The organism is Vannielia sp. SX4 (genome assembly GCF_052828525.1).
In genome coordinates this window covers 3,791,971-3,818,029 of sequence record NZ_CM128247.1, presented here as the reverse complement: position 1 = coordinate 3,818,029, position 26,059 = coordinate 3,791,971, and the positions used below count along the sequence as shown (strand labels likewise).

Sequence of the window (26,059 nt, the reverse complement as noted above, 5' to 3'; positions counted from 1 at the left end):
AGCCGGAGGGTCATGGACCCGAATGCCGCCCGCTCCCGCGCCCTGAAGCGCCTGATGAAGCCCCTCCAGCTGACGCGGATGGGGATGATCGCCGAACGGGTGGTGCGGTGCTTCTGGCCGGTCTGGACGCTGGTTTTTGCCCTCGCCGCCGCACTGGCCTTTGGTGCGCATGATGCGCTGCCGCCAGAGGGCGTGTGGGCCGTGGGCGCACTTTGGATCATCGCCTTTATCGTCGCCATCGGCCTTGGCGTCCGTGCCTATGCCCGGCCTTCGGGCAAGGAGGTGGTCGCACGGCTCGATGCCACCTTGCCGGGCCGCCCGATCCGCGCGCTTTCGGACAAGCAGGCGATTGGCGCGGGCGATTTTGGCTCTGAAGCGGTGTGGAACGCCCATGTGGAGCGGATGGCGGCGCGGATCGAAGGTGCCAAGGCCGTGCGCCCCGACCTGCGGATTGCCGACCGTGATCCCTATGCGCTGCGCTATGCCGCGCTGGGCGCGCTGGTGACGGCACTGCTTTTTGGCTCGCTGTGGCGGATCACCTCGCTCGACGATGCCGCGGGCGCTGGCCCCGGTGCCGCTCTGGCCGCGGGGCCAAGCTGGGAAGGCTGGATCGAGCCGCCCGCTTATACCGGCAAGCCTTCGCTCTATCTCAATGACATCACCCAGGCCGAGTTTACCGTGCCGGAAGGATCGGAGGTGACGATCCGGCTTTATGGTGAGGTTGGTGCGCTTTCGGTCCGTGAGACGGTTTCAGGCACCGCGCCTGTGGCTCCGGCCGAGGAGGCTGAAGAGGCCGCCGCCGTGGAGGCGGGCGATGAGGCCACCCCCGCGCAGCCCGACGACGGTGTGCGCAGCTTTGAAGTGACCGGCTCCGGCGAGATCGAGATCGATGGCGCGGGCGGGCGGATGTGGACTGTGCTGATCTCGCCCGATACTGCGCCCCGCGTGGAGCTCGTTGGCGAGGTGGACCGCTCGGCCATGGGCGAATTGCAGCAGCGGTTCCGTGCAGAGGATGACTACGGCGTTGTTGCCGGGTCGGCCCAGATCACGCTGGACGAGGGCGCGCTGGAGCGGCGCTATGGCCTCGCGGTGGAACCCGAGCCGCGCGACCCGGTGATGCTGGACCTGCCGATGACCATCTCGGGCGACCGGGCGGCGTTTGAGGAAACGCTGATCGACGACCTCAGCAAGCACGCTTGGGCCAACCTGCCGGTGCGCATGCAGATGCGCGTCGAAGATGCCAACGGGCAAGAGGGGCGCAGCGAGGCGGTGGCCATGGTGCTGCCCGGACGGCGCTTCTTCGACCCGGCGGCAGCCGCGTTGATCGAACTGCGGCGTGACCTGCTCTGGAGCCGCGAGAACGGCCCGCGCACGGCGCAGATCCTGCGGACGCTCACATGGAAGCCCGCCTCGGCGCTGGACCAGCCGCGCAACTACCTGCAGGTGCGGATGGTGCTGAAACGGCTGGAGGCCTCTCGCCCCGAGCTGGCCGAAGCCACCCGCGACGAACTGGCCGAGGCGCTCTGGGAGATCGCCGTGCGGATCGAGGAGGGCACGCTGTCCAACGCGCTGGAGCGGTTGCGGCAGGCGCAGGAGCGGCTGAACGAGGCGATCCGCAATGGCGCCTCGGACGAAGAGATCGCCCGGCTGATGGATGAGATGCGGCAGGCGATGCAGGATTACATGCGCCAGCTGGCCCAGCAGCAACAGCAGGACCCGAACCAGCAGCAGCAGGGGCAGCAGGGCGAGACGATGGAGCTCTCCCAGCAAGATCTGCAGGACATGCTCGACAAGCTCGAAGAGCTGATGCAGCAAGGCCGCACTGCCGAAGCGCAGGAGCTGCTGAACCAGCTCATGGAGATGATGCAGAACATGCAGGTCACCCAGGGCCAGGGCGGGCAGGGGCAGCAGAGCCCCGGCGAGCAGGCCATGGAGGGGCTGGCCGAGACCCTGCGCGACCAGCAGGGCCTGAGCGACGAGGCCTTCCGAGACCTGCAGGAACAGTTCAACCCCAACGCCCAGCAGGGCGAGAGCGGGCAGAACCAGGGCCGCAACGGCAACCAGGGCCAGGGCGAGAGCCATGAGCAGGGGCAGAACCAGCAGGGTCAGGGCAACAACCCCGATGGCCGCCCCGGCGAGGGTGGTGAGCCGGATCAGCGCAGCCTTGCGCAGCGCCAGCGCGAGCTGCGCCGCGAGTTGGAGCGCCAGCGCGGGCAGCTGCCCGGCGCGGGCACCGAACAGGGCGACGCCGCTCGCCGCTCGCTCGACGAGGCGGGCCGGGCGATGGACCGGGCTGAAGAGAGCCTGAACCAGGGCGACCTTGCCGATGCGATCGACAACCAGAGCCAGGCGATGGAGCGGCTCCGCGAGGGGATGCGCAACCTTGGTGAGGCCATGGCCGAAGAGCGCCGCCAGCAGCAAGGCGGGCAGGGCGAGAACGTGGGCCGCGCCGACCCGAACGGCCGCCGCGACCCGCTGGGCCGCGACCGTGGCTCCACCGGCCCGCTGGGCACCGAAGAGCACATGCTGCAAGGCGAAGATGTATATCGCCGCGCGCGCGATCTCCTCGACGAAATCCGCCGCCGCTCCTCTGAGCAGGGCCGCCCGGATGTGGAACTGGAATACCTCAAGCGCCTGCTCGAGCGGTTCTGATCACCAGCGCAACCTGACGCGATCCAGCGGCGCGGCCTTGCGGCCGCGCTATTCTGGAGCGCCGTCGGAGGTGAACTTTCTCGGCAAGAAAATGCAGCTGGAGGTTAGTCGCTCCCGGCGCCGCGCAGGAGGCCGTCCAGCCAGAGGCGGGCGGTGTTGACGGTGTCGACGTAAGCGGTGAGCGGGCCTTCCAGCGCGGGCACGGCGGCGGCGATCTGCGGGGCCTGCGTGTAGGCCAGAAAGGCCAGCAGGGCGAGCAGGGTGACGAGGCCGAAACCGAGGCGGAAGCCGCGCTTGGCCTTGCGCTTCTCGATCTCTTCGGTGCTGCCCGGCTCCTCGGCCTGACGGCTCGGGTCGGCGCTGGCGCGGAGGGTCGAGTTGATCTCTTCGATATCGGGCAGCATCTCGCTGCGCTGGGCCGCGCGGCCCGAAAGGGCGGCGACGGCGGCGGCGGGGTGCTCGCCGCGCATGCGGGCCTTGTGGGTCTCGCTGGCCACCTGCCGCTCGTCGGGCGCAAACTCGGGCTCGGGCTCGTATTCCGGTTCGGGCTGCGGGGCTGGGGCAGGCTGTGGTGCTGCGGGCTCCGGCTGTGGCTCGGGCAGAGGCTCTGCGATGCGGGTGGTTTCGGGCCGGGCCTCGGGCGCTGGCTCGGGAAGGGGCACAGGCTCCGGCGCGGGTGGCGGCGGCGCCTCGGCGGCGCGGGCGGCCTTTTCACGCTCGGCCTCCTCGCGCAGCACGTCCATCACCGCGGCATCAAGCGCGCGGCGGGCGGGGCGGTCTGGCGTGGGTTCGGAGTGATCCGGCTCCCCGGTGGAGATATTCGTGGTCTCGTGGCGGGGGCCGGGCTGGCTGGCCTTGCGCACCGCCTCGCTCTGCCGCTCGCGCGCGCCATCGGGCAGCTGAAACCAGCCGTGACCGCAGTTGGAGCACTGCACATCGCGCCCCGCTTCGGGAATGACACTGTCATCCACGGCGTATTGCGCACCGCAATTCGGGCATACCAGCCGCATAGGCGCCCCCTCGATTTCAACCCGGTTCGGTTGATTGCCTCTGTTATTTGACATGCAAACTATCACCCAAACCCCCGGAAGCAAAGAAATTGCGGCGGCCGTGCAGGTGCGGCAATTGCAAGTGAGGCCTCGCTGCGGCAAAAGGAGACGCAGGATTGGGTAGGGGCTGGCGCGTGATCGAGCTGGAAAATGTGGCGTACAGCTATGGCGGCGGGGAGTTGTTGAGCGACATATCGCTCCGGCTCGCGCCCGGGTCGTTCCACTTTCTGACCGGGCCATCGGGCGCGGGGAAGACCACGTTTTTGAAGCTTTGCTACCTCGAACTGGCGCCCACATCGGGCCGGGTTCAGCTGTTCGACAAGCCGGCCACCGGGTTCAGCCGAAACGAGGTGGCGCGCGCCCGTCGGCGGATTGGCGTGGTGCATCAGGATTGCCATTTTCTCGACCATCTGCCGCTGGCCGAGAACATCGCGCTGCCGCTCACGGTGGCGGGGCGGAATGTGGCGGAGGAGAAGGGCAACATCGAAGAATTGCTGCGCTGGGTCGGGCTGGAAAAGCACGCCGATGCGCTGCCGCCCTCGCTCTCGGGTGGTGAGCGGCAGCGGGCGGCGCTGGCGCGGGCGGTTGTGATGTCTCCCGATATCGTGCTGGCCGACGAGCCGACGGGCAACGTGGATTGGGAGATGGGGCAGCGGTTGCTGCAACTGCTCGTGGAGCTGAACAAGATGGGCAAGACCATCGTGATCGCCACCCATGATCTCAACCTGATCCGCACCGCCAAGAGCAAGGTGGCGGCGCGGGTGTTGCGGATTGCCAAGCGGCGGCTCCAGCTTGCGGGGGCCGACCTGTGAGCGGCATCGGTGGCAAGGCGGCGGGCGTGCTCTCGGCCCTGCGGGGGCGGACGGGTAAGGCGCTGGCGCTGCTTCAGGGCGACGGGCAGGCCGACCGGGTGGTGCCGCCCACGGGGTTTACTGCAAATTTGACGCTGTTCACCGCCGGGGCGATGGCCTTTCTGGCCGTGTTCGCCCTCGCGCTGTCGCTCGCCACGGGCCGGGTGGCCAGCCGGTGGAGCGAGGAACTGGCGCGCTCGGCGACGCTGCGAATTTCGGCCCCTATGGAGCAGCGCGAGGCGCAGGCGGCCAAGGCACTGGAGGTGCTGGAGAGCACGCCCGGCGTCGCCTCCGCCCGCAGGCTGAGTGACGACGAGCAGCGCGACCTTCTGGCGCCGTGGCTGGGCGTTGACCTGCCAATGGAAGACCTGCCGGTGCCGGTGCTGATCGAGGTGGTCGAGGGCGAAGGGCTGGACGTGGCCGGGCTGAAGGCGCGACTGGCGGGCGAGGTGCCCGGCGCTGTCTATGACGACCACTCGCGGTGGCGGGAGCCGCTAATCCGCGCGGCCTCGCGCCTGCGTTTGCTGGGCTGGGTGGCGCTGGGGCTGATCGCGGCCTCGACGGCGGCGATGATCACACTGGCTGCGGGCTCGGCGCTGGCGGCCAATGCACGGGTGATCGCCACCCTGCGGCTGGTGGGCGCGACCGATACCTACATTGCCCGCGCCTTCGTGCGACGCTTCACACAGCGCGCGCTTCTGGGCGCGGCGGTGGGCACCTCGCTGGCGATGCTGGCGCTGGCGCTTCTGCCGCGGGCGGAGACGACCGGGGGCTTTTTGACCGGGCTTGGCTTTACCGGCGCGGGCTGGCTGCTGCCGCTCATCGTGCCTATGCTTGCTGCGATCACCGCCTTCTGGGCCACGCGGGCTTCGGCCTTTCGGACATTGAGGCAAGTCACATGAGAGATGTGGTGCAATGGGTCCGCAGCCTGATTTTCGTCGGGCAGATGTATCTGGCGATGGCGGTACTGGCGGTGTTCTTCACCCCATGGATGCTGGTGGACCGGCGCGGGGCTTTTGCCGGGGTGCATACCTACTGCCGCTGGGTGCGGTGGTCTGCCTCTTGGATGGTGGGGCTGAAGACGGAGGTGCGCGGCGAGGTGCCCTCTGGCGAGGTGCTGGTCGCCTCCAAGCACCAGAGCTTTCTTGATATCATCATGCTGGTTTCGGTGTTGCCGCGCCCGAAGTTCATCATGAAGCGAGAGCTGATGTTCGCGCCGATCCTCGGGCAGTACGCGCTGCGGATCGGTTGTGTGCCGGTGGACCGGGGCAAGCGGGCGCAGGCGATTCAGAAGATGGTGGCCGATGTGGCCAGCGGGGCGCAGCGGCCCGGACAGCTGATCATCTATCCGCAGGGCACCCGCACGGCGCCCGGTTCGGACCTGCCCTACAAGGTGGGCAGCGCGGTGCTCTACCGTGAGCTTGGGCAAACCTGTGTGCCGGCGGCGACCAACGTGGGCGTGTTCTGGCCGCGCAAGGGGATCATGCGCAAGCCGGGCGTGGCGGTGGTGGAGTTTCTGCCGCCGATCCCGCCGGGGCTGACGCCGCAGGCGTTCTCCGAACAGCTGCGCAGCGTGATCGAGGAACGCTCGGATGCGCTGATGCTGGAGGCCGGGTTCGATGCACCGGCGGCACGGGCGAGGGCAAAGGGATGAGCGAGATCCGCGATGTGGCCGAGCTCGAGGCGCTTTACGGCGCGCCGGGGCAGCGCTCGCTCGACAAGGTGGCGCGGCGGATTACCCCGCTTTACCGCCAATGGATCGCCGCCTCGCGGTTTTGCGTGCTCTCCACCGTGGGGCCGGAGGGCACCGATGGCTCACCGCGTGGGGACGATGGCCCGGTGGTGCTGGAGCTGGACGAGACCACGCTCGCGCTGCCTGACTGGATGGGCAACAACCGCATGGATTCGCTGCGCAATATCGTGCGGGACGGGCGGGTGAGCCTGATGTTCATGGTGCCCGGATCAACCAATGTGGTGCGGGTGAACGGCACGGCGGTGGTTTCGGTTGACGAAGCGCTGCGGGGCCGGTTCGAGCGGGCAGGCAAGCTGCCGCGCTCGGTGGTCGTGGTGACGCTGGGTGAGATCTACTTTCAATGCGCCAAGGCGATCCTGCGCTCGGGACTGTGGCGCGGCGAGGATGAAAGCGACAAGGTGCCCACGGCGGGCGAGCTGGTGCGCGAGGCCGACGCGGGCTTTGACGCCGAAAGCTACGACGACGGCTATGCGGAATATGCCAAGCCGCGGATGTGGTGAGGCGCAGGTCGGGTAGGGCCGGAGGTTACGCCGCCAGCCCCTTGCTGCCCATCTTTAGGAACTTCTCGCGGCGGTCCTTGCGGAGCTGTTTGCGGTTCTTGCCCTCAAGATCCTTCAGCAGGCTCTGCACCGCGCCGCCGACGCGCTTGATCACCTCGGCCCGGTGACGCTGCGCGCCGCCGAGAGGCTCCTTGATGATGTGATCGCAGATGCCGAGCTGCTTGAGATCCTGCGCGGTGAGCCGCAGGGCCTCGGCGGCCTCGCGCATCTTCTCGGCGTCCTTCCACAGGATCGAGGCGCAGCCCTCGGGCGAGATCACCGAGTAGATCGAATGTTCGAGCATTGCCAAGCGGTTGGAGGAGGCAAAGGCCACCGCGCCGCCGGAGCCGCCCTCGCCGATCACCACCGACACCATCGGCACGCCGAGGTTAAGGCACTTCTCGGTCGAGCGGGCGATGGCCTCGGACTGGCCGCGCTCTTCGGCGCCCTTGCCGGGGTAGGCGCCGGGGGTGTCGACCAGTGTGACCACGGGCAGATCGAAGCGGTCGGCGAGGTCCATCAGGCGGATGGCTTTGCGGTAGCCCTCGGGGCGGGCCATGCCGAAGTTACGCTCGATCCGGGTTTTGGTGTCATGGCCCTTCTCGTGGCCGATCACCACCACCGGGCGGCCCTCGAGCCGGGCCATGCCGCCCATGACGGCGTGGTCATCGGCAAAGTTCCTGTCGCCGGCGAGCGGCGTGTATTCGGTGAAGAGCGCCTCGATGTAATCCTTGCAGTGCGGACGGTCGGGGTGCCGCGCGACCTGGCATTTGCGCCAGGCGGAGAGGTCGCCATAGAGCTCGGCGAGCAGGTCGCTGGCTTTCTTGTCGAGCCCGCGGGCCTCGTCCTCGACCTTCATCTCGGGGTTCGAGCGTGCCATTGCACGCAGCTCTTCGGCCTTGCCCTCGATCTCGGCAAGCGGCTTCTCGAATTCCAGGTAGTTGGTCATTTATCCTCGCAGAGTGGCTGCACCCCCTCATATGGCGCAGCGTGGCCGGGCTTGCAACAAAGCAAGATTTGTCAGCTTGGGCCATGTTAGGCAGACCGGGCAAAAGGCGAGGCAGGGCAATGGATTACAAAAAACGGATGGAGCGGGTGGAGCGCCACATCCTGACCCATCTGGACGACGACCTGAGCCTCGATGCGCTCGCCGATGTGGCCGCCTTCTCGCGTTTTCACTTTCATCGGGTCTATCTGAAGATGATGGGAGAGAGCGTGGCCGAGACGGTGCGGCGCACCCGGCTGAACCGCGCGGCGGTGATGCTGGCGACCACACGGCAGGAGATGGCGCAGGTGGCCGAGCTGTGCGGCTATCCGAATACGCAGAGCTTTGCGCGGGCCTACCGTGCGGCTTTTGGCGAGGCCCCCTCGCAGACACGCCGCAGCCGGGTGGCCCCCGTGCTGCTGCTGCCCGAAAACCAAGGAGAGATACCCATGTATGATGTCGACATCCGGCAGGAGCCGGGCTTTCACGGTGCGGCGCTTGCCCACTCCGGACCCTATCAGGAAATCGGGCAGGCTTATGAAGGGCTTATCCAGCGGTGCCTTGCGGCCGGGCTGGGCGGGAAGTTGGGGCTGCTGGTCGCCTATTTCTGGGACGATCCGACGGCGGTGCCGGCCGATCAGCTGCGCTCCCATGCGGGGGTGATCCTGCCTGCAGGCACGCCGGTGCCGGAGGGGTTGGACCCGGTGGAGGTGAAGCCCTGCGAGGCACTGGTGGTGACCCACAAGGGGCCATACTCCGGGCTGCCGGAGGCTTGGGGCTTCATGTATGGCAAGGCGCTGGCCGAGAGTGGGCGGGCGCCCTCGGAGGAGGAGCCGCCCTTTGAGCGCTACCTGAACAACGCGATGGACACCGCGCCGGAAGAGCTACTGACCGAGGTGGTCATGCCCTTGGCGCGGTGAGGTATTTGGTTAGAGGTCAGTGGGTTACGAGGCAATCAGCTCGGATTGCTTCACGATCACCTCGGCCTGTTTGATTGAGGCGATATCCACGAGGCGGCCCTTGTAAACGGTCGCGCCCGCGCCCTCGGCCTTGGCCTTTTCCATTGCGGCGAGGATCTCGCGGGCCTCGGCGACGGCCTCTTCGGAGGGGGTGAAGACCTCGTTGGAGAGGGCGACCTGCTTGGGGTGGATGGCCCATTTGCCGACCATCCCGAGGGTGGCCGAGCGGCGGGCCTGGGCGCGGAAGCCCTCGTCGTCGGAGAAGTCACCGAAGGGGCCATCGACCGGCAGCACGCCGTGGGTGCGGCAGGCGGCTACGATGGCGGTTTGCGCCCAGTGCCACGGGTCGGAGTAGTGCCGGGTATCCCCTTGGAGCATATAGTAATTTTCCTGCGTTCCGCCGATGCCCGTGGTCTGCATGCCCATGCTGGCGGCAAAGTCGGCGGCGCCGAGGCTCATGGCCTCCATCCGGGGCGAGGCGGCGGCGATCTCTTCGACATGGGCGATGCCGGCGGCGCTCTCGATGATGACCTCGAAACCGATGCGCTTGCTGCGGCCCTTGGCGGCCTCAACGGCGGTGACCAGAGCGTCGACGGCGTAGATATCGGCTGCGCAGCCGACCTTGGGGATCATGATCTGGTCGAGCCTTTCTGATGCGTTTTCAAGCAGATCGACCACGTCGCGATACCAATAGGGGGTATCGAGCCCGTTGATACGCACCGAAAGGCGCTTGTTGCCCCAGTCGATATCGCCGATGGCTTGGATCACGTTGCGGCGGGCTTCTGCCTTGTCATCAGGGGCGACCGAATCTTCGAGGTCGATGTTGATCACGTCCGCCGCAGAGCCTGCCATCTTCTCGAAGATCGCCGGGCGGGAGCCGGGGCCGAAGAGCTGACAGCGGTTGGGGCGGGCAGGCGGCGTGGGCTGGAGGCGGAAAGACATCGGTAGGGCTCCGGGTAAGGATATTTCGTTTCGTTCGGCTTGGTTGGTAGATTATTGCGCTGCTACCTGCAAGCCCGATTGTGCCGCAGTGCAGCGATTCCGGATCTTGCACATCATTTTGCCCAAGGCTTCGCCGCAGCGCGAGATATTTGCGCTGCATTGCGGCGCAGGGCGAGAATCTTGCGCGCAATCCTTAACCGCCCCTCAAGAATGCCACAAATTCCTTAACGGCGCACGGTAGCATCGCGCCAAACCAAGGAGCTGCCCCATGATCGAGACCCCCTATCTTCTTTTCCTCGGAGACGCCCCGGATGCGCTGGCCGCGAAGGTGGCCCAAGGCATCAAGGACTGGCGGCCGGACAATGCGGTGGGCCAGCTCCGGCTCGACGGCTGCAAGGCCGACATGAAGCTCACCGACATGACCATCGAAGAGGCCGTTGCCGCTGGCGCAAAGACGCTGGTGATCGGCGTGGCCAACCGGGGCGGCACCATCAGCCAGGCGTGGATGGATGTGCTGGAGAAGGCGCTGATTGCCGGGATGGACTTGGCCTCGGGCCTGCACAACCTGCTCAAGCATGAGCCGACCCTCGTGGCGCTGGCCGAGGAGCATGGCCGCCAGTTGCATGACGTGCGCATCCCCAGCGTGAAGTACCCGATCGCCAACGGCGAGCCGCGCAAGGGCATGCGCCTGCTGGCGGTGGGCACTGATTGCTCGGTGGGCAAGATGTATACCACCATCGCAATGGATGCCGAGGCCAAGGCACGGGGAATGAAGTCGAATTTCCGGGCGACGGGGCAGACGGGCATCCTCATCACCGGCAACGGCGTGCCGCTCGACGCGGTGATCGCAGACTTCATGGCGGGCTCCATCGAGTGGCTGACCCCCGACAACGACCCCGACCATTGGGACATGATCGAAGGGCAGGGCAGCCTGTTTCACCCCAGCTACAGCGGTGTGACGCTGGCGCTGGTGCATGGCGGCGCGCCCGATGCTCTGGTGCTCTGCCACGAGCCGACGCGGCCCCACATGCGCGGCCTGCCGGGCTACGAGCTGCCGACGCTGGAGGCGCTGCGCGACGTGTCGCTGACGATGGCGCGGGTGGTGAACCCCGGTTGCGAGGTGATCGGCATTTCGATCAACACCCAGCACATGAGCGAGGCGGAGGCCGAGGCCTATCTGGCCGAGGTCGAGGCGCAGATGGGCCTGCCCACGGTGGACCCGTTCCGGCAGGGTGCGGGCCGTCTGGTGGATGCCCTTCCGGCGCCGAAAGCCTGAGCCGGCCACGGGCGCGGGGGTGGGCAACATGCCCGCCCGGCGCCCTTGGCAAACCTTAACGCGGCGTGCGGTGACGGTGGGGTAACGGCTTGGTGGTGTGCGGAGATCCGCACATACACAAGTGATGCACATCCCATGCACATCCGATGCATATCGCACTCGCAGAAAACCTGCGTTAACCTCGCGGGACGGCAAGTTTGGAGAGCCTTCATGGAGATCACCGCCAGAACCGAACAATTTGCGCTGAGCGTGCCTTTCACCATCTCGCGCGGCACCAAGGTGGCCGCCGATGTGGTGACGGTGGAGGTGCGTGAGGGTGGCGCGGTCGGGCGCGGCGAATGCGTGCCCTATGCCCGCTACGGCGAGAGCCTCTCCAGCGTGATGGACCAGATCAAGGGGCTGCCCGAGAAGGTCTCGCGCGATGATCTGCCACGGTTGCTGCCGAGCGGCGCGGCCCGCAACGCGGTGGATTGCGCGCTGTGGGATCTGGAGGCCAAGCAGCGCGGCGAACGGGTGTGGGCCTTGGCGAGCCTCAAGGAGCCGGGGCCGGAGATTTGCGCCTATACGCTCTCGCTCGGGGAGCCGGAGGAGATGGAGCTGGCGGCGCGAGAAAATGCCCATCGCCCGCTGTTGAAGATCAAGCTCGGCACGCCCGAGGACATGCCCCGGCTGGAGGCGGTGCGCCGGGGTGCGCCGCGCTCGCGGCTGATCGTGGATGCCAACGAGGGCTGGTCGGCGGAGATCTACAGCGATCTGGCCCCGCATCTGCTTCGGCTCGGCGTGAACCTCGTGGAGCAGCCGGTGCCTGCCGATCAGGACGAGAGCCTCGTGGGGCTGATCAAGCCGGTGCCGATCTGCGCCGATGAGAGTTGCCATGACCGGGGTAGCCTGAAGCACCTGAAGGGCAAGTACGATGTGATCAACATCAAGCTCGACAAGACCGGCGGGCTGACCGAGGCGCTGGCGCTGAAGCGGGCGGCGATGGAAGAGGGCTATGGCATCATGGTCGGCTGCATGGTGGGCACGAGCCTCGGCATGGCGCCTGCGGTGCTGGTGGCGCAGGGCGTTGGCTTTACCGACCTCGACGGGCCGCTCTTGCTGAAGGAAGACCGGATGCCGCCGCTGGCCTATGACGGTCGGGGCGTGCACCCGAGCCAGGCGGCGCTCTGGGGATGAGCCTGCCCGCCCGCCGCCTGCCCGCACCGCCGGGCCGCTTTGCGGTGATTGCCGACATTCACGGCAATGCCGATGCGCTGGAGGCGGTGCTGGCGGAGATCGACCGGGAGGGGCTGCGCTATTTCGTGAACCTAGGCGACCATCTGAGCGGGCCGATGGACCCGGCGGGGGTGGCGGCGCAGTTGATGGCGCGGCCCGGGATGGTGTGCATCCGGGGCAACCATGACCGCTATCTGCTGGAAGACCCGCTGGAGCAGATGAGCGCGACCGACCGGGTGAGCCGTGAGGCGTTGGGCGCGGCCGAGATGGGCTGGCTGCGGGCGCTGCCGGTGACGGCGTGGCTGGGGGAGGATGTGTACCTTTGCCATGCGCGGCCTGCGGTGGATGATGAGTATCTGATGGAAGTCATCGACGGCGAGGGTGTGGCGCGGCGGGCGGCGGAAGATGTGGCCGCCGATCTGGAGGGGGTCGATGCCGGGTTGGTGCTCTGCGGGCATTCGCATTTGCAGGGCGCGCTGGAGGTTGGCGGGCAGCTGGTGGTGAACCCCGGCTCCGTGGGCTGCCCGGCCTATACCGACGCCGAGCCTGCGCCCCACGCGGTGGAGAACGGCTCGCCCGATGCGAAATGGGCTGTGGTGGCGCGGGGCCGCGCGGGCTGGGAGGCGGAGTTCAGGGCCACGCCATATGACACCACCCGGATGGTCGCGATGGCGCGGGCCTATGGCCGGGACGACTGGGCGCGCGCGGTGGAGACCGGCTGGATCAGGGGGTAGGGGCGCGCTCATCCGCCCTTCGAGGCGTCTTCGCGGTGGGAGCAGATGCGAAGAGATCGCGGGGCGGTCGATGAGCGGCTTGACGCGCGGGGCGGCGCGAAGGATGAAGCCCGCAGAGGCAAAGGAGAATGCACATGAGCCGGATCGTCTATGTGAACGGGGAATATCTGCCGGAAGAGGAGGCCAAGGTCTCTGTCTTCGACCGCGGGTTTCTCTTTGCCGATGGCGTCTACGAGGTGACGACCGTGATGGGCGGCAAGCTGGTGGATTTCGACGGCCACGCGAAGCGGCTGTGGCGCTCGATGGGCGAGCTGGAGATGACGCCGCCCTGCACCGAGGAAGAACTGCTGGGCATCCACCGGTCGCTGATCGAGAAGAACGGCTTTGACGAGGGGCTGATCTACCTGCAGGTCACCCGCGGCGCGGCGGACCGGGACTTTGCCTATCCGGCGGAGGGCACCGCGCCGACGCTGGTGCTGTTCCATCAGGAGAAGCAGGTGGCCGACAGCCCTGCGGCGGGCAAGGGGATGCGGATTGTCTCGATCCCCGACGAGCGCTGGGGGCGGCGGGATATCAAGACGGTGCAGCTGCTCTACCCGTCGATGGGCAAGATGGCGGCCAAGAAGGCGGGCGCCGACGATGCGTGGATGGTGGAAGAGGGCGTGGTGACCGAGGGCACCTCGAACAACGCTTATATTGTGAAGGATGGCGTGATCGTGACGCGCCAGCTGGGCACCGAGATCCTGCATGGGATCACCCGCGCCGCCGTGCTCCGCTTTGCCCGCGAGGCGCAGATGAAGGTGGAGGAGCGGCCCTTTACCATCGAAGAGGCGCAGGGGGCGGATGAGGCCTTCATCACCTCGGCTTCGGCCTTCGTGATGCCGGTGGTCGAGATCGACGGTGCCAAGCTGGGCGGCGGCACGCCGGGGCCGGTGGCCACGCGGCTGCGGGAGATCTACATCGACGAGATGCGCAAGGCGGCTGTTTGAGGGCTGCCCGGCTGAAGGGCTGACCGGGGCGGCTGCGTGGCAGACCGCCAGCCCCGGCCTGCCACGCGGGGCCCCTTATGCGGGGGGCTTTGGCCTTGCACTCCGGCCCGGCTTGCGGGCACCATGCAGCCAGATTTGAGAACCGGGAGATTTTCAGACGTGCGCAGGCTCTGGGGCGGGGCAGTTCTGGTGGGAGGCGTGCTGGTGCTGGGGCTTTATGCCGGCGCACGGCCCGCTCATGACATCGAGGATCGGGTGCGGGAGCAGGCCGCCGCGGCGGTGCAGGGCTCGGTGCACGGGCTGACCGCCGAGGTCAAGGGCCGCGACATCGTGCTGACCGGCCTTGCCGATGGCGAGGCGGAATACACCCGGGTGATCGTGGCGCTGGACGAGGTGCCGGGCCGCCGGGTGGTGCGCTCGGAGGCCGAGATTCTCGCGGCGGCAAACCCCTACAGATTGCGCGGCGCCTTCGGCCCCGGCGGGCCTGTCTGGGAAGGCAATGTGCCGAGCGAGGCCGCGCGGGTCGGGCTGGCGGAGAACATCGGAGAAGAGGCGGCTGCGGGCCTTGCGCTGGCGTCTGGTGCGCCTGCGGGTTGGTCCGGCGCCCTGGGTGCGGCGCTGGAAGCCCGTCGCCAGCTGGTGCGCGGCGAGGTTTCGCTGGAGGGGCAGGCGGTGCGGCTTTCGGGCGTGGTGATGACCCCGCGCGAGCAGGCCGCCGCCGAGGAGGCGCTGGCCGCGCTGCCCGAGGGTTGGAGCGCCGAGACCGAGCTGACCACGCTGGATGACGGCAAGCCCTTTGCGCTCGATATCGAGGCGGTGGATGGCAACGTGACATGGCGCGGCGGCAAGCTGCCACGCGCGGTCGATCCGCTGGACCTCGACACCGCCTATGGTGCGCCGGTGGCGGGCGATATTGCCGTGGCGCAGATTGGCGAGGAGCAGGAGGATTTTGCCGGGGCCACCCAATCGGGCATGGCTGCACTGGCGCAGCTGATGCGCGGGCGGCTCAGGATCGAGGGGCAGACGCTGGCGCTGACCGGGCTTGCCGCCGATCCGGGCGCCGCCGCTGCGGCCCGCGCCGAGCTGGAGGGGCTGCCCGAGGGCTTCACCCCGCTGGTGGAGCTGGAGTTGCATGACGATGGCAAGCCTTTCACCCTCGCTTTGAAAAAATCCGCCAGCGGATTGCAAGCCAGCGGCAAGTTGCCCGCCTCGATGGCGGAGGATGACATTGCCGCCGTCACCGGCCAGACCCCGCATGGTGACCTTGCCGTGGCCCGGATCGGCGCGGAAGATGAGGTCTTCACCCTTGCCGCCCGCGCCGCCCTGCGCGCCGTGGCGCCGATGAAGAGTGCCGATGTGACGCTGGGCGAGGAGGGTCTGAGCTTTGTCGCCCTTGCCCCCACCCCGGCGGAGGCCGCCGAGGCCGAGGCGGCGCTGGCCCCGGTGACAGGCAGCCTGCCGGTATCGACCCAGATCGACGTGGAAGACGATGGCCAGCCCTTCGCCCTCGTGGTCGAAAAATCCCCCGAGGGCGCGTGGAGCGCCAGCGGCAAGGTGCCCGCCGTGCTGGAAGGCTTCGATTATGCCGCCGCTGCGGGGGTCGAGGCGCTGGAAGCGGGCGAGGTTGCCGTGGCGCGGATCGGCGGCGAGGCCCACGGCTTTGCCGATGCGGTGCCGCCGGGCCTTGCGGCGCTGACCGTGTTGAACTCGGGCCGCCTCACGGTGCGCGAGGGCGCGGTGGAACTGGAGGGCGAGGCCGATGACCCGGAGGTGGCCGCCGAGGCCGAGGCGGCGCTGGGCGCGCTGCCCGAGGGCTTTGCCCCGGCACTGGCGCTGGACCTCGTGGATGACGGCACGCCGCCGGCCTTTACCTTTGCCTATTCGGTGACCGAAGGCGGCAGCCTCAGCGGCAAGCTGCCTGCGGGGATGATCCCGCCGGAAATCGCCGAGCTGACCGGGCTGGGCCAGCTCAGCGGCACGCCGGGCCAGTCGCGCGATGACGAGACCGGCGCGGAGGCGATGCGCAGCGCGATGGCGGCGCTCGGCCCGTGGATGGGCGAGATCGAGGCGCTGGAGCTGGTGCTGGCCGAGGATGGCAGCGTGAGCGCCGATGTCACCGCCAGCCCGGGCGTGGATGGCGAGCTGATGCGCGCCCGTCTGGCCGAGGCGCTGGGCGGGGGTATCACCCTTGCGGTGGCAGAGGCCGAGGGCGCGGAGGGCGATGTGCGCGACAACCCGGCCACGGGGGCACAGCAGCGGCTCTCGGGCGGGGTCTGGCTGCCGGTCATCGAGGGGATCGAGACCACGGTGGCGGGCTGCGACGCGGCCACGGCCAGCGCGCTGGAGGGCGAGCGGATCGGCTTTGTGACCGGGGCATTCCGGCTCGACGCGGCCTCGTTCAGCGCGGTTAACAAAGTGGCCGCGGTGGCGCTGGCCTGCGCCGAGGCCGGGCTGACGCTGGAGCTGGGCGGGCACACCGATTCTACCGGCAATGCGGAGAGCAACAAGGCGCTGAGCCAGCGGCGGGCCGAGGTGGTTGCCGCCGCGCTGGGCGCGCGCGGCGTGCCGGAGGCGGCACTGGTGGCCGTGGGCTACGGCGCCGATCAGCCTGTGGCCGATAACGAGACCGAAGAGGGCCGGGCGCAGAACCGGCGCACCACGCTCGAGTGGCGAGACTAGAGAAGGACGCGAGATGTTTCAGAACTGGGGCTTTCTGCTCACCGAAATCTGGTTTCTGCTGATCCTTGCGGCGCTGATCGGCCTGCTGGCGGGATGGATCTTTTGGGGCAAGTCGGAGGGGGTCGCCGAGAGCGATGACGAGGCGATCGACCCGGTGGCCTACGAGCAGGCGCGGAGCAACGAGCACCGGCTGCGCGGCGAGCGCGACGAGCTGCTTGCCCGGCTGGACCGCTGCCGCTCGGACGGCGAGAAGAAGGACGCGCGAATGAAGGAGATGGAGGCGGAGCTCGACGAGCTGCGCGGCGAGGCGGCCTTTACCGCGCCGCTGCCCGCCTTCGAGGCCGAAGATGACCAGCTCCGCGCCTTCGACGAAACCTCGGGCACCCCTGCGGCCCCCGTGGAAGAGACCACGCCCGATTTCGATGGCGACGGGGTGGCGGAAGGCACCGGCGAAGGCACGGAGCCTGCCAAGCTGGACGCCCCGCGCGAGGGCGGGCCGGACGATCTGAAGAAGATCAAGGGCGTGGGCAAGAAGCTGGAAGCGCTGCTGCACGAGATGGGCTTTTATCACTACGACCAGATCGCCGGTTGGACGGCGGAAGAGATCGCCTGGGTCAACGCCAACCTGAAGGGCTTCAAGGGCCGGGTGACGCGCGACAACTGGGTCGAACAGGCCAAAGTGTTGGCGTCTGGAGAAGAGACGGCGTTTTCGAAGCGGGTGGATCGCGGCGGGGTTTACGACTGAGCGTAGCGCTTGGCCGGGCCGTTATGCCCCGGGGGCGCTGCCCCCGCACCCCCGGGAGTATTTGCAGCAAGAAAATGCGGGCAGGGTGCGGACAATTTGAGACGAATTGTCCGTTTTCATGCGTGAGATATCCCTGCCGGAGGCCTGAAATCTCTTTGGCGTTTGGTTAAGGCCAAGCTGAGCTTGCCGAGGGCTGCGAGGCTGCGCGGCGGGGTCAGCCCTTGGTGACGTTCTCCTCGAAGGCGGTCTTGAAAGCCTCGTTCTGGGCGTCGGTGGCCTCGGTCTGGTTCTGCGCTTTCCAATCGTCGTAGGGCATGCCGTAGAACAGCTCGCGGGCCTCTTCCTTGTCCATCTCGATGCCCCGCTCGGCGGCGGCTTCCTGCATCCAGCGGGAGAGGCAGTTGCGGCAGAAGCCGGCGAGGTTCATCAGGTCGATGTTCTGCACGTCGGTGCGTTTTTCCATCAGGTGCTTTTGCAGCGTCCGGAAGGCGGCGGCTTCGAGTTCGGTGCGGGTCGCGTCGTCCATGGTGGTCCTCCTTTTCGGGGTAAAGCTAGGTTACAGCCCGCTTGCCGCCAGTGCCTCTTCGAGCATCGGGGCCAGACGGTCGGCCCACGCATCTTGCTGGGCGTCTGTTTCAATCAGGTCTTGGCGAAGCTCGATGAGCACGTTGGGGCGGCCGTGTTGCAGGGCGTGGCGGTCGACGGCGTCGCCGGGGAGGTGGCCGCCGTAGGGCTCATTGTCGCCCACCACGAGGTCGGGCTCACGGCGGAGGCGGGTGATGAGGGCGTGGGCGAGGGTCGGGTCGACGTGGGAGTGGAGGACGCCGATCTGCCACGGGCGGGCCGGGCGGCCTTTGAGCTTGGGGGTGAAGCTGTGGACCGAGCAGAGCACGGGCGCCTCGCGGGCGGCGAGCAGCTCGGTCAGCGCGTCGTGGTAGGGGCGGTAGCAGAGGGCCTTGCGGCGCTCCAGCTCTTCCGGCCCGGCGGCGCGGTTGCCGGGGATGATGGTGCCGTCATAGAGCTTCATCAGAAGGGTCGGGTCATCCTCCCCGCGGTTGGGGTCGATCACCAGACGGGAGAAGTTGGAGCAGATTGCGGGGCCGCCCAATCGCTCGGCCAGACCCAGCGCAACGCCTGCCGCGCCCGGGTCGAAGGCGATGTGGCGGGCCATCTCGGCGGCGGGCAGGCCGAGGCTGCCGCCGTTCACCGAAGGCGGCACGAAGTTTGTTGCGTGGTCACAGGTTACGCACCAGCGCCCCGGTCGGTCGCGCCCGTGCAGGGAATAGGGGTGATATGTCATGGCGGTGTTTTGATTTCGGGTCATGCTCTGATAGGCAAGAGGCGCGGGGGATGCCAGTGGAAGTCACCTCCTCCCCCTTCCCGTCGCGCGGGTTTAGCGCTAACACGAGGGCGCAAACGCCCAGAGGAGAGCCACGACATGAAACGGAACCGCAACGTCAAGATCGTGGCCACGCTGGGGCCGGCCTCTGACACCTACGAGATGATCCGCAAGCTGCATGAGGCCGGGGCCGACGTGTTCCGCCTGAACATGAGCCACGGCTCCCATGAGGAGATCAAGGCGCGGCACGGGATGATCCGGCAGGTGGAGAAGGACGTGGGCCGCCCGATCGCGATTCTGGCCGACCTTCAGGGGCCGAAGCTGCGGGTCGGCACCTTTGCGGGCGACAGCGAGGAGCTGGTGGAGGGCGCGAGCTTCAGGCTCGATCTGGACCCTGCGGAGGGCGATGCCAGCCGGGTCTGCCTGCCGCACAAGGAGATTTTCGACGCGCTGGAGCCGGGCTCCAGCCTGCTCGTCAACGATGGCAAGATCCGCCTCAAGGTCACTGCCTGCGGCTCCGACTTTGCCGATTGCGAGGTGATCGCGGGCGGGACGATCAGCAACCGCAAGGGCGTGAACGTGCCTGACGTGGTGCTGCCGCTGGCGGCGCTGAGCGAGAAGGACCTGAAGGATCTCGAATTCGTCTGCGCCCTTGGGGTCGACTGGCTGGCGCTGAGCTTCGTGCAGCGCAAGGAAGACGTGGAGCAGGCCCGGGAGCTGGCCAAGGGGCGCGCCGCGATCCTCTCGAAAATCGAGAAGCCGGCGGCGGTGAAGGCTTTTGCCGAGATCCTCGACGCCTCTGATGGCATCATGGTGGCGCGCGGCGATCTGGGGGTTGAGCTGCCGGTGCAGGCAGTGCCGCCGATCCAGAAGCGGCTGGTGCGCACCACCCGCTCGGCCGCAAAGCCGGTGATCGTGGCGACCCAGATGCTGGAGAGCATGATCGAGAGCCCGATGCCTACGCGGGCCGAAGTTTCTGACGTGTCGAACGCGATCTACGAGGGCACCGATGCGATCATGCTCTCGGCGGAGAGCGCGGCGGGCGACTACCCGGTGGAGGCGGTCATGACGATGAACGCCGTGGCCGAGGAGGTGGAGAGCGATCCGACCTATCGCGACGTGATCGAGGCGGCCCGCCGGATCGAGCGCTCGACGGTGGCCGATGGTATCGTGTCGGCGGCCCGCGAGATCGCCGAGGCGACCGACATCAAGGCGATTGCCTGTTTCACCCAGACCGGCACCACCGCAGGCCTCGTGGCCCGCGAGCGGCCAGAGGTGCCGATCCTTGCGCTGACCAACCACATCGGCACCGCCCGCCGCCTTGCCCTGACATGGGGCGTGACCTGCGCGGTCACGGCGCGGCTGGAGCGGTTCAAGCAGGCGGTTGTCAGCGGCGCCCGCGCCGCGCGCGAGCTGGGGCTGGCGACCGAGGACGACCAGATCGTGGTGACCGCCGGTGTGCCGTTCAACGTGCCCGGCTCGACCAACATCCTGCGCGTCGCGCCCTGCGCCGAGCGGCTGATCTACGCCTCCGACCCGGAGTAACCCGGCGATGACGCTGGAGGTCTGGACGCTCTACGTGGCCACGGTGCTGGCGCTGATGAGCACCCCCGGCCCCAGCCAGTTGCTGATGCTCTCCAACAGCGCGACCCACGGCTTTGGCCGCGCTCTGGCCACGGCGGCGGGCGACCTGACCGCAAACGCGCTCCAGATGCTGGCCGCCGGGCTGGGGCTTGCGGCTCTGATCGCGGCCTCGGCCACGGCGCTCTCGGTGATCAAATGGGCCGGGGTGGCCTATCTGGTCTGGCTCGGGGTCAGGATGATCCGCCGGGCGCGGGCGGCGGACCCGGGGCTGGCACAGGCCCGCAGCAGGGCTTCGCTGAAGGCGCTCTGGTTGCAGGGCTTCCTGACCTCGGCGGCCAACCCAAAGGCAGTGGTGTTCTTTGCCGCGCTCTTCCCGCAGTTCATCTCGGCGGAGGCGGCCTTCTGGCCGCAGTTGCTGATCCTTTCGGCCACCTACATCGTGATCGACGGGTGCTTTCTGTCGGCCTATGGCGGCAGTGCGGGCTGGATCGCGGCGCGGTTCAAGGGGCCGGCGCGGCTCTGGATCGAGCGGGTCGGCGGCGGCTTCATGATCGGGGCGGCGGTGCTGCTTGGCCTGAAGACCATCGGCCAGCGCTAGGCCGCGCTGGGTTTGCCGACTGATGCCACGGGGCCGCGTGGCGGCGCACATTCAGCGGCTGCTGGCCGAAAAGATTGATTTTTGCCCGACCTGCCCGAATAGTTGACGCCAAGGCAAGAAGCACTTGGGCAGTTCAGGAGTGGCAGGGTGACGATCGATCCGGATGTTATTTTTGTCATCGGCATGGTGGTGGGGCTTCTGGCGATCCCCGCGCTGATCGGGGCGTTCTCGGAAAGCCGGCCGCCGCGGGCGGCGGCGATCATGGTGTTGATTTCGGCAGGGCTGATCTCTGTTGCCGTGCTGCGCAAGCCGGGTGGCTACACCGTGAGCGGCGCGCCGGAGGTCTTCATGCGGGTGATCGGCGATATCGTGAATTAGGCCTCTGCCCGGAAGGCCTCGGCATAGAGGCTTTCGGTCGCGGCCCAGGCCCGTGCGGTGGCGCGGGCGTCGTAGTTCTTGCCGCCTGCCTTGTCTTTCGCGCCCGGATTGGTGAAGGCGTGGCTGACGCCGCCCATCGCGAGAATCTGCCAATCGGCCTGCGCCGCGTCGAGTTCCTCGGCCAGCGCCAGCACCTCATCCGGCTTGGCGAGCGGGTCATCCCAGCCGTGGAGGGCGAGGACGGCGGTGGGGATGGTTGTGGCGGTTTCCCAAGTGGGGCGGTCGAAGAGGCCGTGGAAGCTGGCGACCGCCTTCACATCGGCCTCGCCCAGACGGGCCAGATCGAGCACGCATTTGCCGCCGAAGCAGAAGCCGATGGCGCCGTGCTGGCCGTTGGTGGCGCCGGAGCCGCGCATCCAGTTCAGTGCGGCCTCGATCCGGCGGCGCAGTTCGGCGCGGTCGGCGTTGAGCGCATTCATCATCTCGCGGCAATCTTCCGGCCCCTCGGGCGCGCGGCCGTAGGTATCGGCCACGAAGGCGGCGTAGCCCATCGCGGCGAGGCGCTCCGCGGCGTCCATCTCGATGGGGCCGCGCCATGCGATGGAGTGGAACACCAGCACGCCGGGGCGGGGGCCGGAGAAGGCCGGATCGGTGACGAGGGTGCCGGAAAAGCCCTCGTAGGTCTGGTCTTGATGCTGCATGGTCGGCCCTCCTCGAATCGCGCAGGTGGGGCCATGGTGCGCAGGAAGTGCCGAAAGGCACAAACCCCCTTGCCAGATGCGGGATTCGCCCCTATACGCCACCTCTCATCCGCGCGGGCGGGCCGACAGTGGCATGCCTTTCCGCGCAAATACGACCAACTCATGGAGATGGCAAATGCCCAAGATGAAGACAAAATCGAGCGCCAAGAAGCGCTTCAAGGTGACGGCCAAGGGCCGCATCAAGGTGGCCCAGGCGGGCAAGCGTCACGGCATGATCAAGCGGACCAACAAGTTCATCCGCAATGCCCGCGGCACCACGGTGCTGTGTGACGCCGACGAGAAGATCGTCAAGAAATTCATGCCCTACGCCCGCTAAGGAGAGCCTGAGATGTCCCGAGTCAAAGGTGGAACGACCACCCACGCCCGCCACAAGAAGGTGATCAAGGCCGCGAAAGGCTATTACGGTCGCCGCAGCACCAACTTCAAGACCGCCACGCAGGCTGTCGACAAGGCCAACCAGTACGCCACGCGCGACCGCAAGAACCGCAAGCGCCAGTTCCGCGCGCTGTGGATCCAGCGGATCAACGCCGCCGTGCGCAGCCACGATGAGAGCCTGACCTACTCGCGCTTCATCAACGGCCTGTCGCTGGCCGGTATCGAGGTGGACCGCAAGGTGCTGGCCGACCTCGCCGTGCACGAGCCGGAGGCCTTTGGCGGTATCGTCGAAAAGGCGAAAGCCGCGCTGGCCTGAGGGTCGCGAAGAGAATTTTGAAAGGGCCGTCCTTCGGGGCGGCCTTTATGTTTTGGGCGTTGGTGTGGGGGCTGGGCTGCGCCGTTACGAGGCGGCGGTGATGGCGGCCTGAAGCGCCCGCGCGCCCATGTAGAGGCCCATGCCGAGCATCATCAGGTTTTCGGTCAGCGAGACGAAGCCCAGCGGCACGTTGGAGCCGCCGCCCATGCAGGCGCATTTCAGCTCGCGTTTGTCGATATAGACTGCCTTGATCACCGAGACCGCGCCGATGCCGCCGATGACTATGGCGATGGGGGCGGAGAGCCATGTGGCCACGCCGGCGAGCATGAGCATGCCCGCTGCGGCCTCGAGCAGGGGGTAAGCATAGGCGTATTCGACATGCCGGCGGGCCAGCAGGTCATAGCCGAGGAACATGGTCGAGAAGCTCTCGACATCGCGCAGCTTCTGGAAGGCGAGGATGCACATGGCGATGGCGACGATGTAGATGAGCGCCGCGCCGGTGATCGCGCCGTGGGTCAGCCATGAGACGGCGAGGCCCATCGCGGCAGCCATGGAGAAGGTGGCGATGACGGGCTGGTAGGTTTCTTCCTCCTCGTCGCGGAGCGGGATGCCGAAGAAAGCGCGCAGATCGTCATAGCCGCCAATCCGCTCGGAGCCGATCCAGGTTTGCGGGGTGGTCTCGACGCCGTGTTCGGCCATGAAGGCGTCGGTCTCTTCACGGGTGGTAAGCAGGTGGTCTTCGACATCGTAGCCCCAGCGGGTGAGCAGGGCCTTGGATTTGAGGCCGAAGGGGCAGAGATGATCGGGGGTGGCCATGCGGTAGAGCCGGGCCTTGGCCTTGACGCGGGTCGAAGGGCGGCGATCGGCCGGGTCGGGGGTGAGGGCTGGGGGGCTGGCTTCGACGTGCATGCGCGATCCTTTCAAAGGGATAACGGGCGGGGTGGGGGAGGGGTTCCGGTGTGGGGCAACGAAGGGGCAGGAGAGCGCGGTAGGCAGGCACATGGCTCCCAGCCGATGGGGAGACGGTGGAAACGACGTGCTTTGCCCGATGCGCGCCGTAAGGCGCCGGGCAGCGCCGTCCCGCCCCCCGTGGCGGCGCTTCGGTGAGGTTGGGGGCGACCTCAGAGGGAAGATGACGGTTGAACCATAAAGTGGCATGCTCAGCTGTTGCTTGCGCCACCCCGCGGGACGGCGCTGCCCGGCTTGAGGCGCCACGCCCCCATCCCGTCTTGCACCCTGCCGCGCCCCGCTATAGGCAAGCGGCGTTGCATAGGAGGCCCCGCTGATGGACGAGCTGCGCGGAAAATACATCGAGGCAATCGCCGAAGCTGCCGATGAGGCGGCGCTGGAGGAGCTGCGCCTCGCGGCCGTGGGCAAGAAGGGCGAGGTGAGCCTCAAGATGCGCGAGCTGGGCAAGATGAGCCCGGAAGAGCGGCAGGTGGCCGGCCCGGCGCTGAACGCGCTGAAGGACGAGATCAACACCGCGCTCACCGCTCGCAAGGTGGCGCTGGCCGATGCCGCGCTCGACGAGCGGCTGAAGACGGAATGGCTGGATGTGACGCTGCCGAGCCGTCCGCGCCGCCAGGGTACGATCCACCCGGTGAGCCAAGTGACCGAGGAAGTGACGGCCATTTTTGCCGACATGGGCTTTGCCGTGGCCGAGGGGCCGCAGATCGAGACCGACTGGTACAACTTCGATGCGCTGAACATCCCCGGCCACCACCCGGCCCGCGCCGAGATGGACACCTTCTACATGGCCCGCGGCGAGGGCGACAATCGCCCGCCGCATGTGCTGCGCACCCACACCAGCCCGGTGCAGATCCGGTCGATGGAAGCGGGCGGCGCGCCGACGCGGATCATCTGCCCCGGCCGTGTGTATCGTGCCGATTACGACCAGACCCACACGCCGATGTTCCACCAGGTCGAGGGCTTGGCGATTGACCGGGACATCTCGATGGCCAACCTCAAGTGGGTGCTGGAAGAGTTCTTTACCGCCTATTTCGGGACCAACGTGAAAACCCGGTTCCGCGCCAGTCACTTCCCCTTCACCGAGCCTTCGGCGGAGGTGGACATTCAGTGCAGCTTCGAAGGCGGCACGGTGAAGGTGGGCGAGGGCGACGACTGGCTGGAGGTGCTGGGCAGCGGCATGGTCCATCCTGACGTGCTGCGCGCGGGCAAGATCGACCCGGACGAATGGCAGGGCTTTGCCTTTGGCATGGGGATCGACCGGATCGCAATGCTGAAATACGGCATCCCCGACCTGCGCGCCTTCTTCGAGAGCGACCTGCGCTGGCTGCGGCACTACGGCTTTGCCGCGCTGGACGTGCCGACACTGCACGCGGGCGTTTCGCGCTAAAAAAACGGCTGGTGGGCAGGTTGCCCACCTTGCGGAAATGAAAGTGGGCGCGGCGATACTCAGCCCCCTGAGCCATCGCCGCGCCCGCGCTTTTGCCCCCACCCGAAACTGGTTTCAGGCGGCTTTGCTCCCTATTCGGGGAGCACCCCTTTCACGAAGGCGACCGAGCCTTGGTCGATCGCGTCCATGATGGTTCCGCGCGCCAGGGCCACGGCCTTGGCGTCGAGGACCGGCACGGCCAGCATGGCCGCGGCGGTTGTTGCCAGCACGACGAGCACGGGGAAACGTGCACCGCCTGCGACGGTCTTCAGGAAATGTTGCATCTGCTCGTTCTCGCACTGTTCGTGTGCCGGTGTTCCGGCTTCCACGGTCTCATGGGTGCGCCCCGGTTTTCCGGGTGTCGCAGCGTCATCTAGCCCCGGGAAAGGGGCAGAATGCGGGCAGGTTGATGGAATTTTTCTGGAAACAGTCAGGGCGCCGGGTGGCGCATTGTTTCGCAAAGGGCAAACACCGCCCCGCCCTTTTGTTCACACACCGCCGGAAACGAGGAAATCGGCGGAGGGCGAAGGCAGGGCGGGGCGGGCAGCGACGCCTAGTTGGTGGCGGCCTGTTGCCCGGTTTCTGCGCTTTCGGAGCGCAGGCCGGGGATCAGGTCGGCCACAGGCGTATTCCAGATCCGGGCCGGGTTCATCCGGCAGAGTGCGCGGTTCAGCTCGATGTTGTTGGTGAACTGGCGGCAGGTCGTGCCACCGGCGCCATCAGGGGCGTTTGAAATAAACCCCAGCCCGATGAGAACGAGCACGGCAATCGCAAGTGGGCGGAGAAAACCGCCGAGGGAGTCGAGTACAGACGACAGCATAGGAAACCCCCAGGTATCCGTCGATGAATCGGCCCCCACCGGTTCAAGCCCTTGATAGGGCGCAATTGTGGCGAAATTGGGGCAAAGGCGGCGGATTTGTGTTGCCTCGGGCCGGAGGGTAGACC

Annotated in this window: 27 protein-coding genes; 18 read left to right on the top strand and 9 right to left on the bottom strand. The window is 67.6% G+C overall.

The window, feature by feature from the left end; all coding sequences use genetic code 11:
- The first annotated feature begins 12 nt into the window (after positions 1-12).
- Positions 13-2,652, top strand: a complete 2,640-nt coding sequence (locus ACUXVX_RS18850; RefSeq protein WP_446309496.1) for a TIGR02302 family protein — start codon at positions 13-15, stop codon at positions 2,650-2,652.
- 104 nt (positions 2,653-2,756) lie between these two features.
- Here the strand turns inward: ACUXVX_RS18850 and ACUXVX_RS18845 are convergent, their stop codons facing one another.
- Positions 2,757-3,662, bottom strand: a complete 906-nt coding sequence (locus ACUXVX_RS18845) for a zinc-ribbon domain-containing protein (protein ID WP_446309495.1) — start codon at positions 3,660-3,662, stop codon at positions 2,757-2,759.
- A gap of 173 nt (positions 3,663-3,835) precedes the next feature.
- Between ACUXVX_RS18845 and ACUXVX_RS18840 the strand changes: the two genes are divergently transcribed.
- Genes ACUXVX_RS18840 through ACUXVX_RS18825 form a run of 4 tightly spaced genes read left to right on the top strand, consistent with a single transcriptional unit; the run spans position 3,836 to position 6,805 of the window.
- Complete coding sequence (locus ACUXVX_RS18840) at positions 3,836-4,513, top strand: cell division ATP-binding protein FtsE (RefSeq protein ID WP_222470895.1); 678 nt, start codon at positions 3,836-3,838, stop codon at positions 4,511-4,513.
- 38 nt (positions 4,514-4,551) lie between these two features.
- A complete protein-coding gene (locus tag ACUXVX_RS18835) occupies positions 4,552-5,454 on the top strand; it encodes a cell division protein FtsX (protein ID WP_410001034.1) in 903 nt (300 codons plus the stop codon).
- The gene (locus tag ACUXVX_RS18830) at positions 5,451-6,206 is read left to right on the top strand and encodes a lysophospholipid acyltransferase family protein (protein ID WP_446309494.1); all 756 of its coding nucleotides are present in this window, start codon (positions 5,451-5,453) and stop codon (positions 6,204-6,206) included. The genes ACUXVX_RS18835 and ACUXVX_RS18830 overlap by 4 nt, the downstream gene beginning before the upstream one ends.
- Entirely contained in the window at positions 6,203-6,805 is a 603-nt protein-coding gene (locus tag ACUXVX_RS18825) for a pyridoxamine 5'-phosphate oxidase family protein (RefSeq protein WP_446309493.1), read from the top strand. Before ACUXVX_RS18830 ends, ACUXVX_RS18825 begins: the two co-directional genes overlap by 4 nt.
- Positions 6,806-6,830: 25 nt before the next feature.
- On the opposite strand, the gene ACUXVX_RS18820 is transcribed toward ACUXVX_RS18825, so the two are convergent.
- Complete coding sequence (locus ACUXVX_RS18820) at positions 6,831-7,793, bottom strand: acetyl-CoA carboxylase carboxyltransferase subunit alpha (protein ID WP_446309492.1); 963 nt, start codon at positions 7,791-7,793, stop codon at positions 6,831-6,833.
- 119 nt (positions 7,794-7,912) lie between these two features.
- Here ACUXVX_RS18820 and ACUXVX_RS18815 point away from each other — a divergent pair, with 119 nt between their 5' ends.
- Positions 7,913-8,749 (top strand): AraC family transcriptional regulator, encoded by an 837-nt coding sequence (locus ACUXVX_RS18815; protein ID WP_446309491.1) that lies wholly within the window; start codon positions 7,913-7,915, stop codon positions 8,747-8,749.
- Between the two features lie 24 nt (positions 8,750-8,773).
- Here ACUXVX_RS18815 and ACUXVX_RS18810 read toward each other — a convergent pair whose 3' ends face one another.
- A complete protein-coding gene (locus ACUXVX_RS18810; RefSeq protein WP_446309490.1) occupies positions 8,774-9,730 on the bottom strand; it encodes an L-malyl-CoA/beta-methylmalyl-CoA lyase in 957 nt (318 codons plus the stop codon).
- Positions 9,731-9,998: 268 nt separating this feature from the next.
- On the opposite strand from ACUXVX_RS18810, the gene dgcN reads away from it, so the two are divergent.
- The 6 genes from dgcN to ACUXVX_RS18780 all read left to right on the top strand — a co-directional run bounded on the left by dgcN (position 9,999) and on the right by ACUXVX_RS18780 (position 17,368).
- Positions 9,999-11,006 carry an N-acetyltransferase DgcN gene (gene dgcN / locus ACUXVX_RS18805; RefSeq protein ID WP_446309489.1) on the top strand — a complete coding sequence of 336 codons (1,008 nt, stop codon included), beginning with the start codon at positions 9,999-10,001 and terminating at the stop codon, positions 11,004-11,006.
- 210 nt (positions 11,007-11,216) lie between these two features.
- Positions 11,217-12,182, top strand: a complete 966-nt coding sequence (gene dgcA, locus ACUXVX_RS18800) for an N-acetyl-D-Glu racemase DgcA (protein ID WP_222495118.1) — start codon at positions 11,217-11,219, stop codon at positions 12,180-12,182.
- Positions 12,179-12,955, top strand: a complete 777-nt coding sequence (locus tag ACUXVX_RS18795; RefSeq protein WP_446309488.1) for a metallophosphoesterase family protein — start codon at positions 12,179-12,181, stop codon at positions 12,953-12,955. Before dgcA ends, ACUXVX_RS18795 begins: the two co-directional genes overlap by 4 nt.
- Before the next feature lie 134 nt (positions 12,956-13,089).
- A complete protein-coding gene (locus ACUXVX_RS18790) occupies positions 13,090-13,944 on the top strand; it encodes a D-amino-acid transaminase (protein ID WP_446309487.1) in 855 nt (284 codons plus the stop codon).
- 159 nt (positions 13,945-14,103) lie between these two features.
- Positions 14,104-16,623 (top strand): OmpA family protein, encoded by a 2,520-nt coding sequence (locus ACUXVX_RS18785; RefSeq protein WP_446309486.1) that lies wholly within the window; start codon positions 14,104-14,106, stop codon positions 16,621-16,623.
- 13 nt (positions 16,624-16,636) lie between these two features.
- Positions 16,637-17,368: a hypothetical protein gene (locus ACUXVX_RS18780; RefSeq protein ID WP_446309485.1), complete on the top strand. Its 732-nt coding sequence runs from the start codon at positions 16,637-16,639 to the stop codon at positions 17,366-17,368.
- 214 nt (positions 17,369-17,582) lie between these two features.
- On the opposite strand, the gene ACUXVX_RS18775 is transcribed toward ACUXVX_RS18780, so the two are convergent.
- Together ACUXVX_RS18775 and ACUXVX_RS18770 are read right to left on the bottom strand one after the other, a co-directional pair.
- Positions 17,583-17,894 (bottom strand): DUF1244 domain-containing protein, encoded by a 312-nt coding sequence (locus ACUXVX_RS18775; protein ID WP_446309484.1) that lies wholly within the window; start codon positions 17,892-17,894, stop codon positions 17,583-17,585.
- Between the two features lie 30 nt (positions 17,895-17,924).
- The gene (locus tag ACUXVX_RS18770) at positions 17,925-18,692 is read right to left on the bottom strand and encodes an N-formylglutamate amidohydrolase (protein WP_446309483.1); all 768 of its coding nucleotides are present in this window, start codon (positions 18,690-18,692) and stop codon (positions 17,925-17,927) included.
- Positions 18,693-18,806: 114 nt separating this feature from the next.
- Here ACUXVX_RS18770 and pyk point away from each other — a divergent pair, with 114 nt between their 5' ends.
- From pyk to ACUXVX_RS18755, 3 genes are all read left to right on the top strand, one after another.
- Complete coding sequence (gene pyk, locus ACUXVX_RS18765) at positions 18,807-20,252, top strand: pyruvate kinase (RefSeq protein WP_222495107.1); 1,446 nt, start codon at positions 18,807-18,809, stop codon at positions 20,250-20,252.
- A gap of 7 nt (positions 20,253-20,259) precedes the next feature.
- The gene (locus ACUXVX_RS18760) at positions 20,260-20,889 is read left to right on the top strand and encodes a LysE family translocator (RefSeq protein ID WP_446309482.1); all 630 of its coding nucleotides are present in this window, start codon (positions 20,260-20,262) and stop codon (positions 20,887-20,889) included.
- A gap of 147 nt (positions 20,890-21,036) precedes the next feature.
- On the top strand, positions 21,037-21,267 hold the full coding sequence (locus tag ACUXVX_RS18755) for a hypothetical protein (RefSeq protein ID WP_315898518.1): 231 nt from the start codon (positions 21,037-21,039) through the stop codon (positions 21,265-21,267).
- Here ACUXVX_RS18755 and ACUXVX_RS18750 read toward each other — a convergent pair.
- Complete coding sequence (locus tag ACUXVX_RS18750) at positions 21,264-21,968, bottom strand: dienelactone hydrolase family protein (RefSeq protein ID WP_446309481.1); 705 nt, start codon at positions 21,966-21,968, stop codon at positions 21,264-21,266. The genes ACUXVX_RS18755 and ACUXVX_RS18750 overlap by 4 nt on opposite strands.
- A 175-nt stretch (positions 21,969-22,143) precedes the next feature.
- On the opposite strand from ACUXVX_RS18750, the gene rpmI reads away from it, so the two are divergent.
- Both rpmI and rplT read left to right on the top strand, forming a co-directional pair.
- Complete coding sequence (gene rpmI, locus ACUXVX_RS18745) at positions 22,144-22,344, top strand: 50S ribosomal protein L35 (RefSeq protein ID WP_213545856.1); 201 nt, start codon at positions 22,144-22,146, stop codon at positions 22,342-22,344.
- 12 nt (positions 22,345-22,356) lie between these two features.
- Positions 22,357-22,719, top strand: a complete 363-nt coding sequence (gene rplT, locus ACUXVX_RS18740) for a 50S ribosomal protein L20 (protein WP_222468130.1) — start codon at positions 22,357-22,359, stop codon at positions 22,717-22,719.
- An 84-nt stretch (positions 22,720-22,803) separates the two neighbouring features.
- Here rplT and ACUXVX_RS18735 read toward each other — a convergent pair whose 3' ends face one another.
- Positions 22,804-23,535 (bottom strand): MauE/DoxX family redox-associated membrane protein, encoded by a 732-nt coding sequence (locus ACUXVX_RS18735; protein ID WP_446311566.1) that lies wholly within the window; start codon positions 23,533-23,535, stop codon positions 22,804-22,806.
- A gap of 469 nt (positions 23,536-24,004) precedes the next feature.
- Between ACUXVX_RS18735 and pheS the strand changes: the two genes are divergently transcribed.
- Complete coding sequence (gene pheS / locus ACUXVX_RS18730; protein WP_446309480.1) at positions 24,005-25,075, top strand: phenylalanine--tRNA ligase subunit alpha; 1,071 nt, start codon at positions 24,005-24,007, stop codon at positions 25,073-25,075.
- 131 nt (positions 25,076-25,206) lie between these two features.
- Here the strand turns inward: pheS and ACUXVX_RS18725 are convergent, their stop codons facing one another.
- Together ACUXVX_RS18725 and ACUXVX_RS18720 are read right to left on the bottom strand one after the other, a co-directional pair.
- A complete protein-coding gene (locus ACUXVX_RS18725) occupies positions 25,207-25,398 on the bottom strand; it encodes a hypothetical protein (RefSeq protein ID WP_446309479.1) in 192 nt (63 codons plus the stop codon).
- Positions 25,399-25,667: 269 nt separating this feature from the next.
- Positions 25,668-25,877, bottom strand: a complete 210-nt coding sequence (locus tag ACUXVX_RS18720) for a hypothetical protein (protein WP_446309478.1) — start codon at positions 25,875-25,877, stop codon at positions 25,668-25,670.
- Positions 25,878-26,059: the final 182 nt, after the last annotated feature.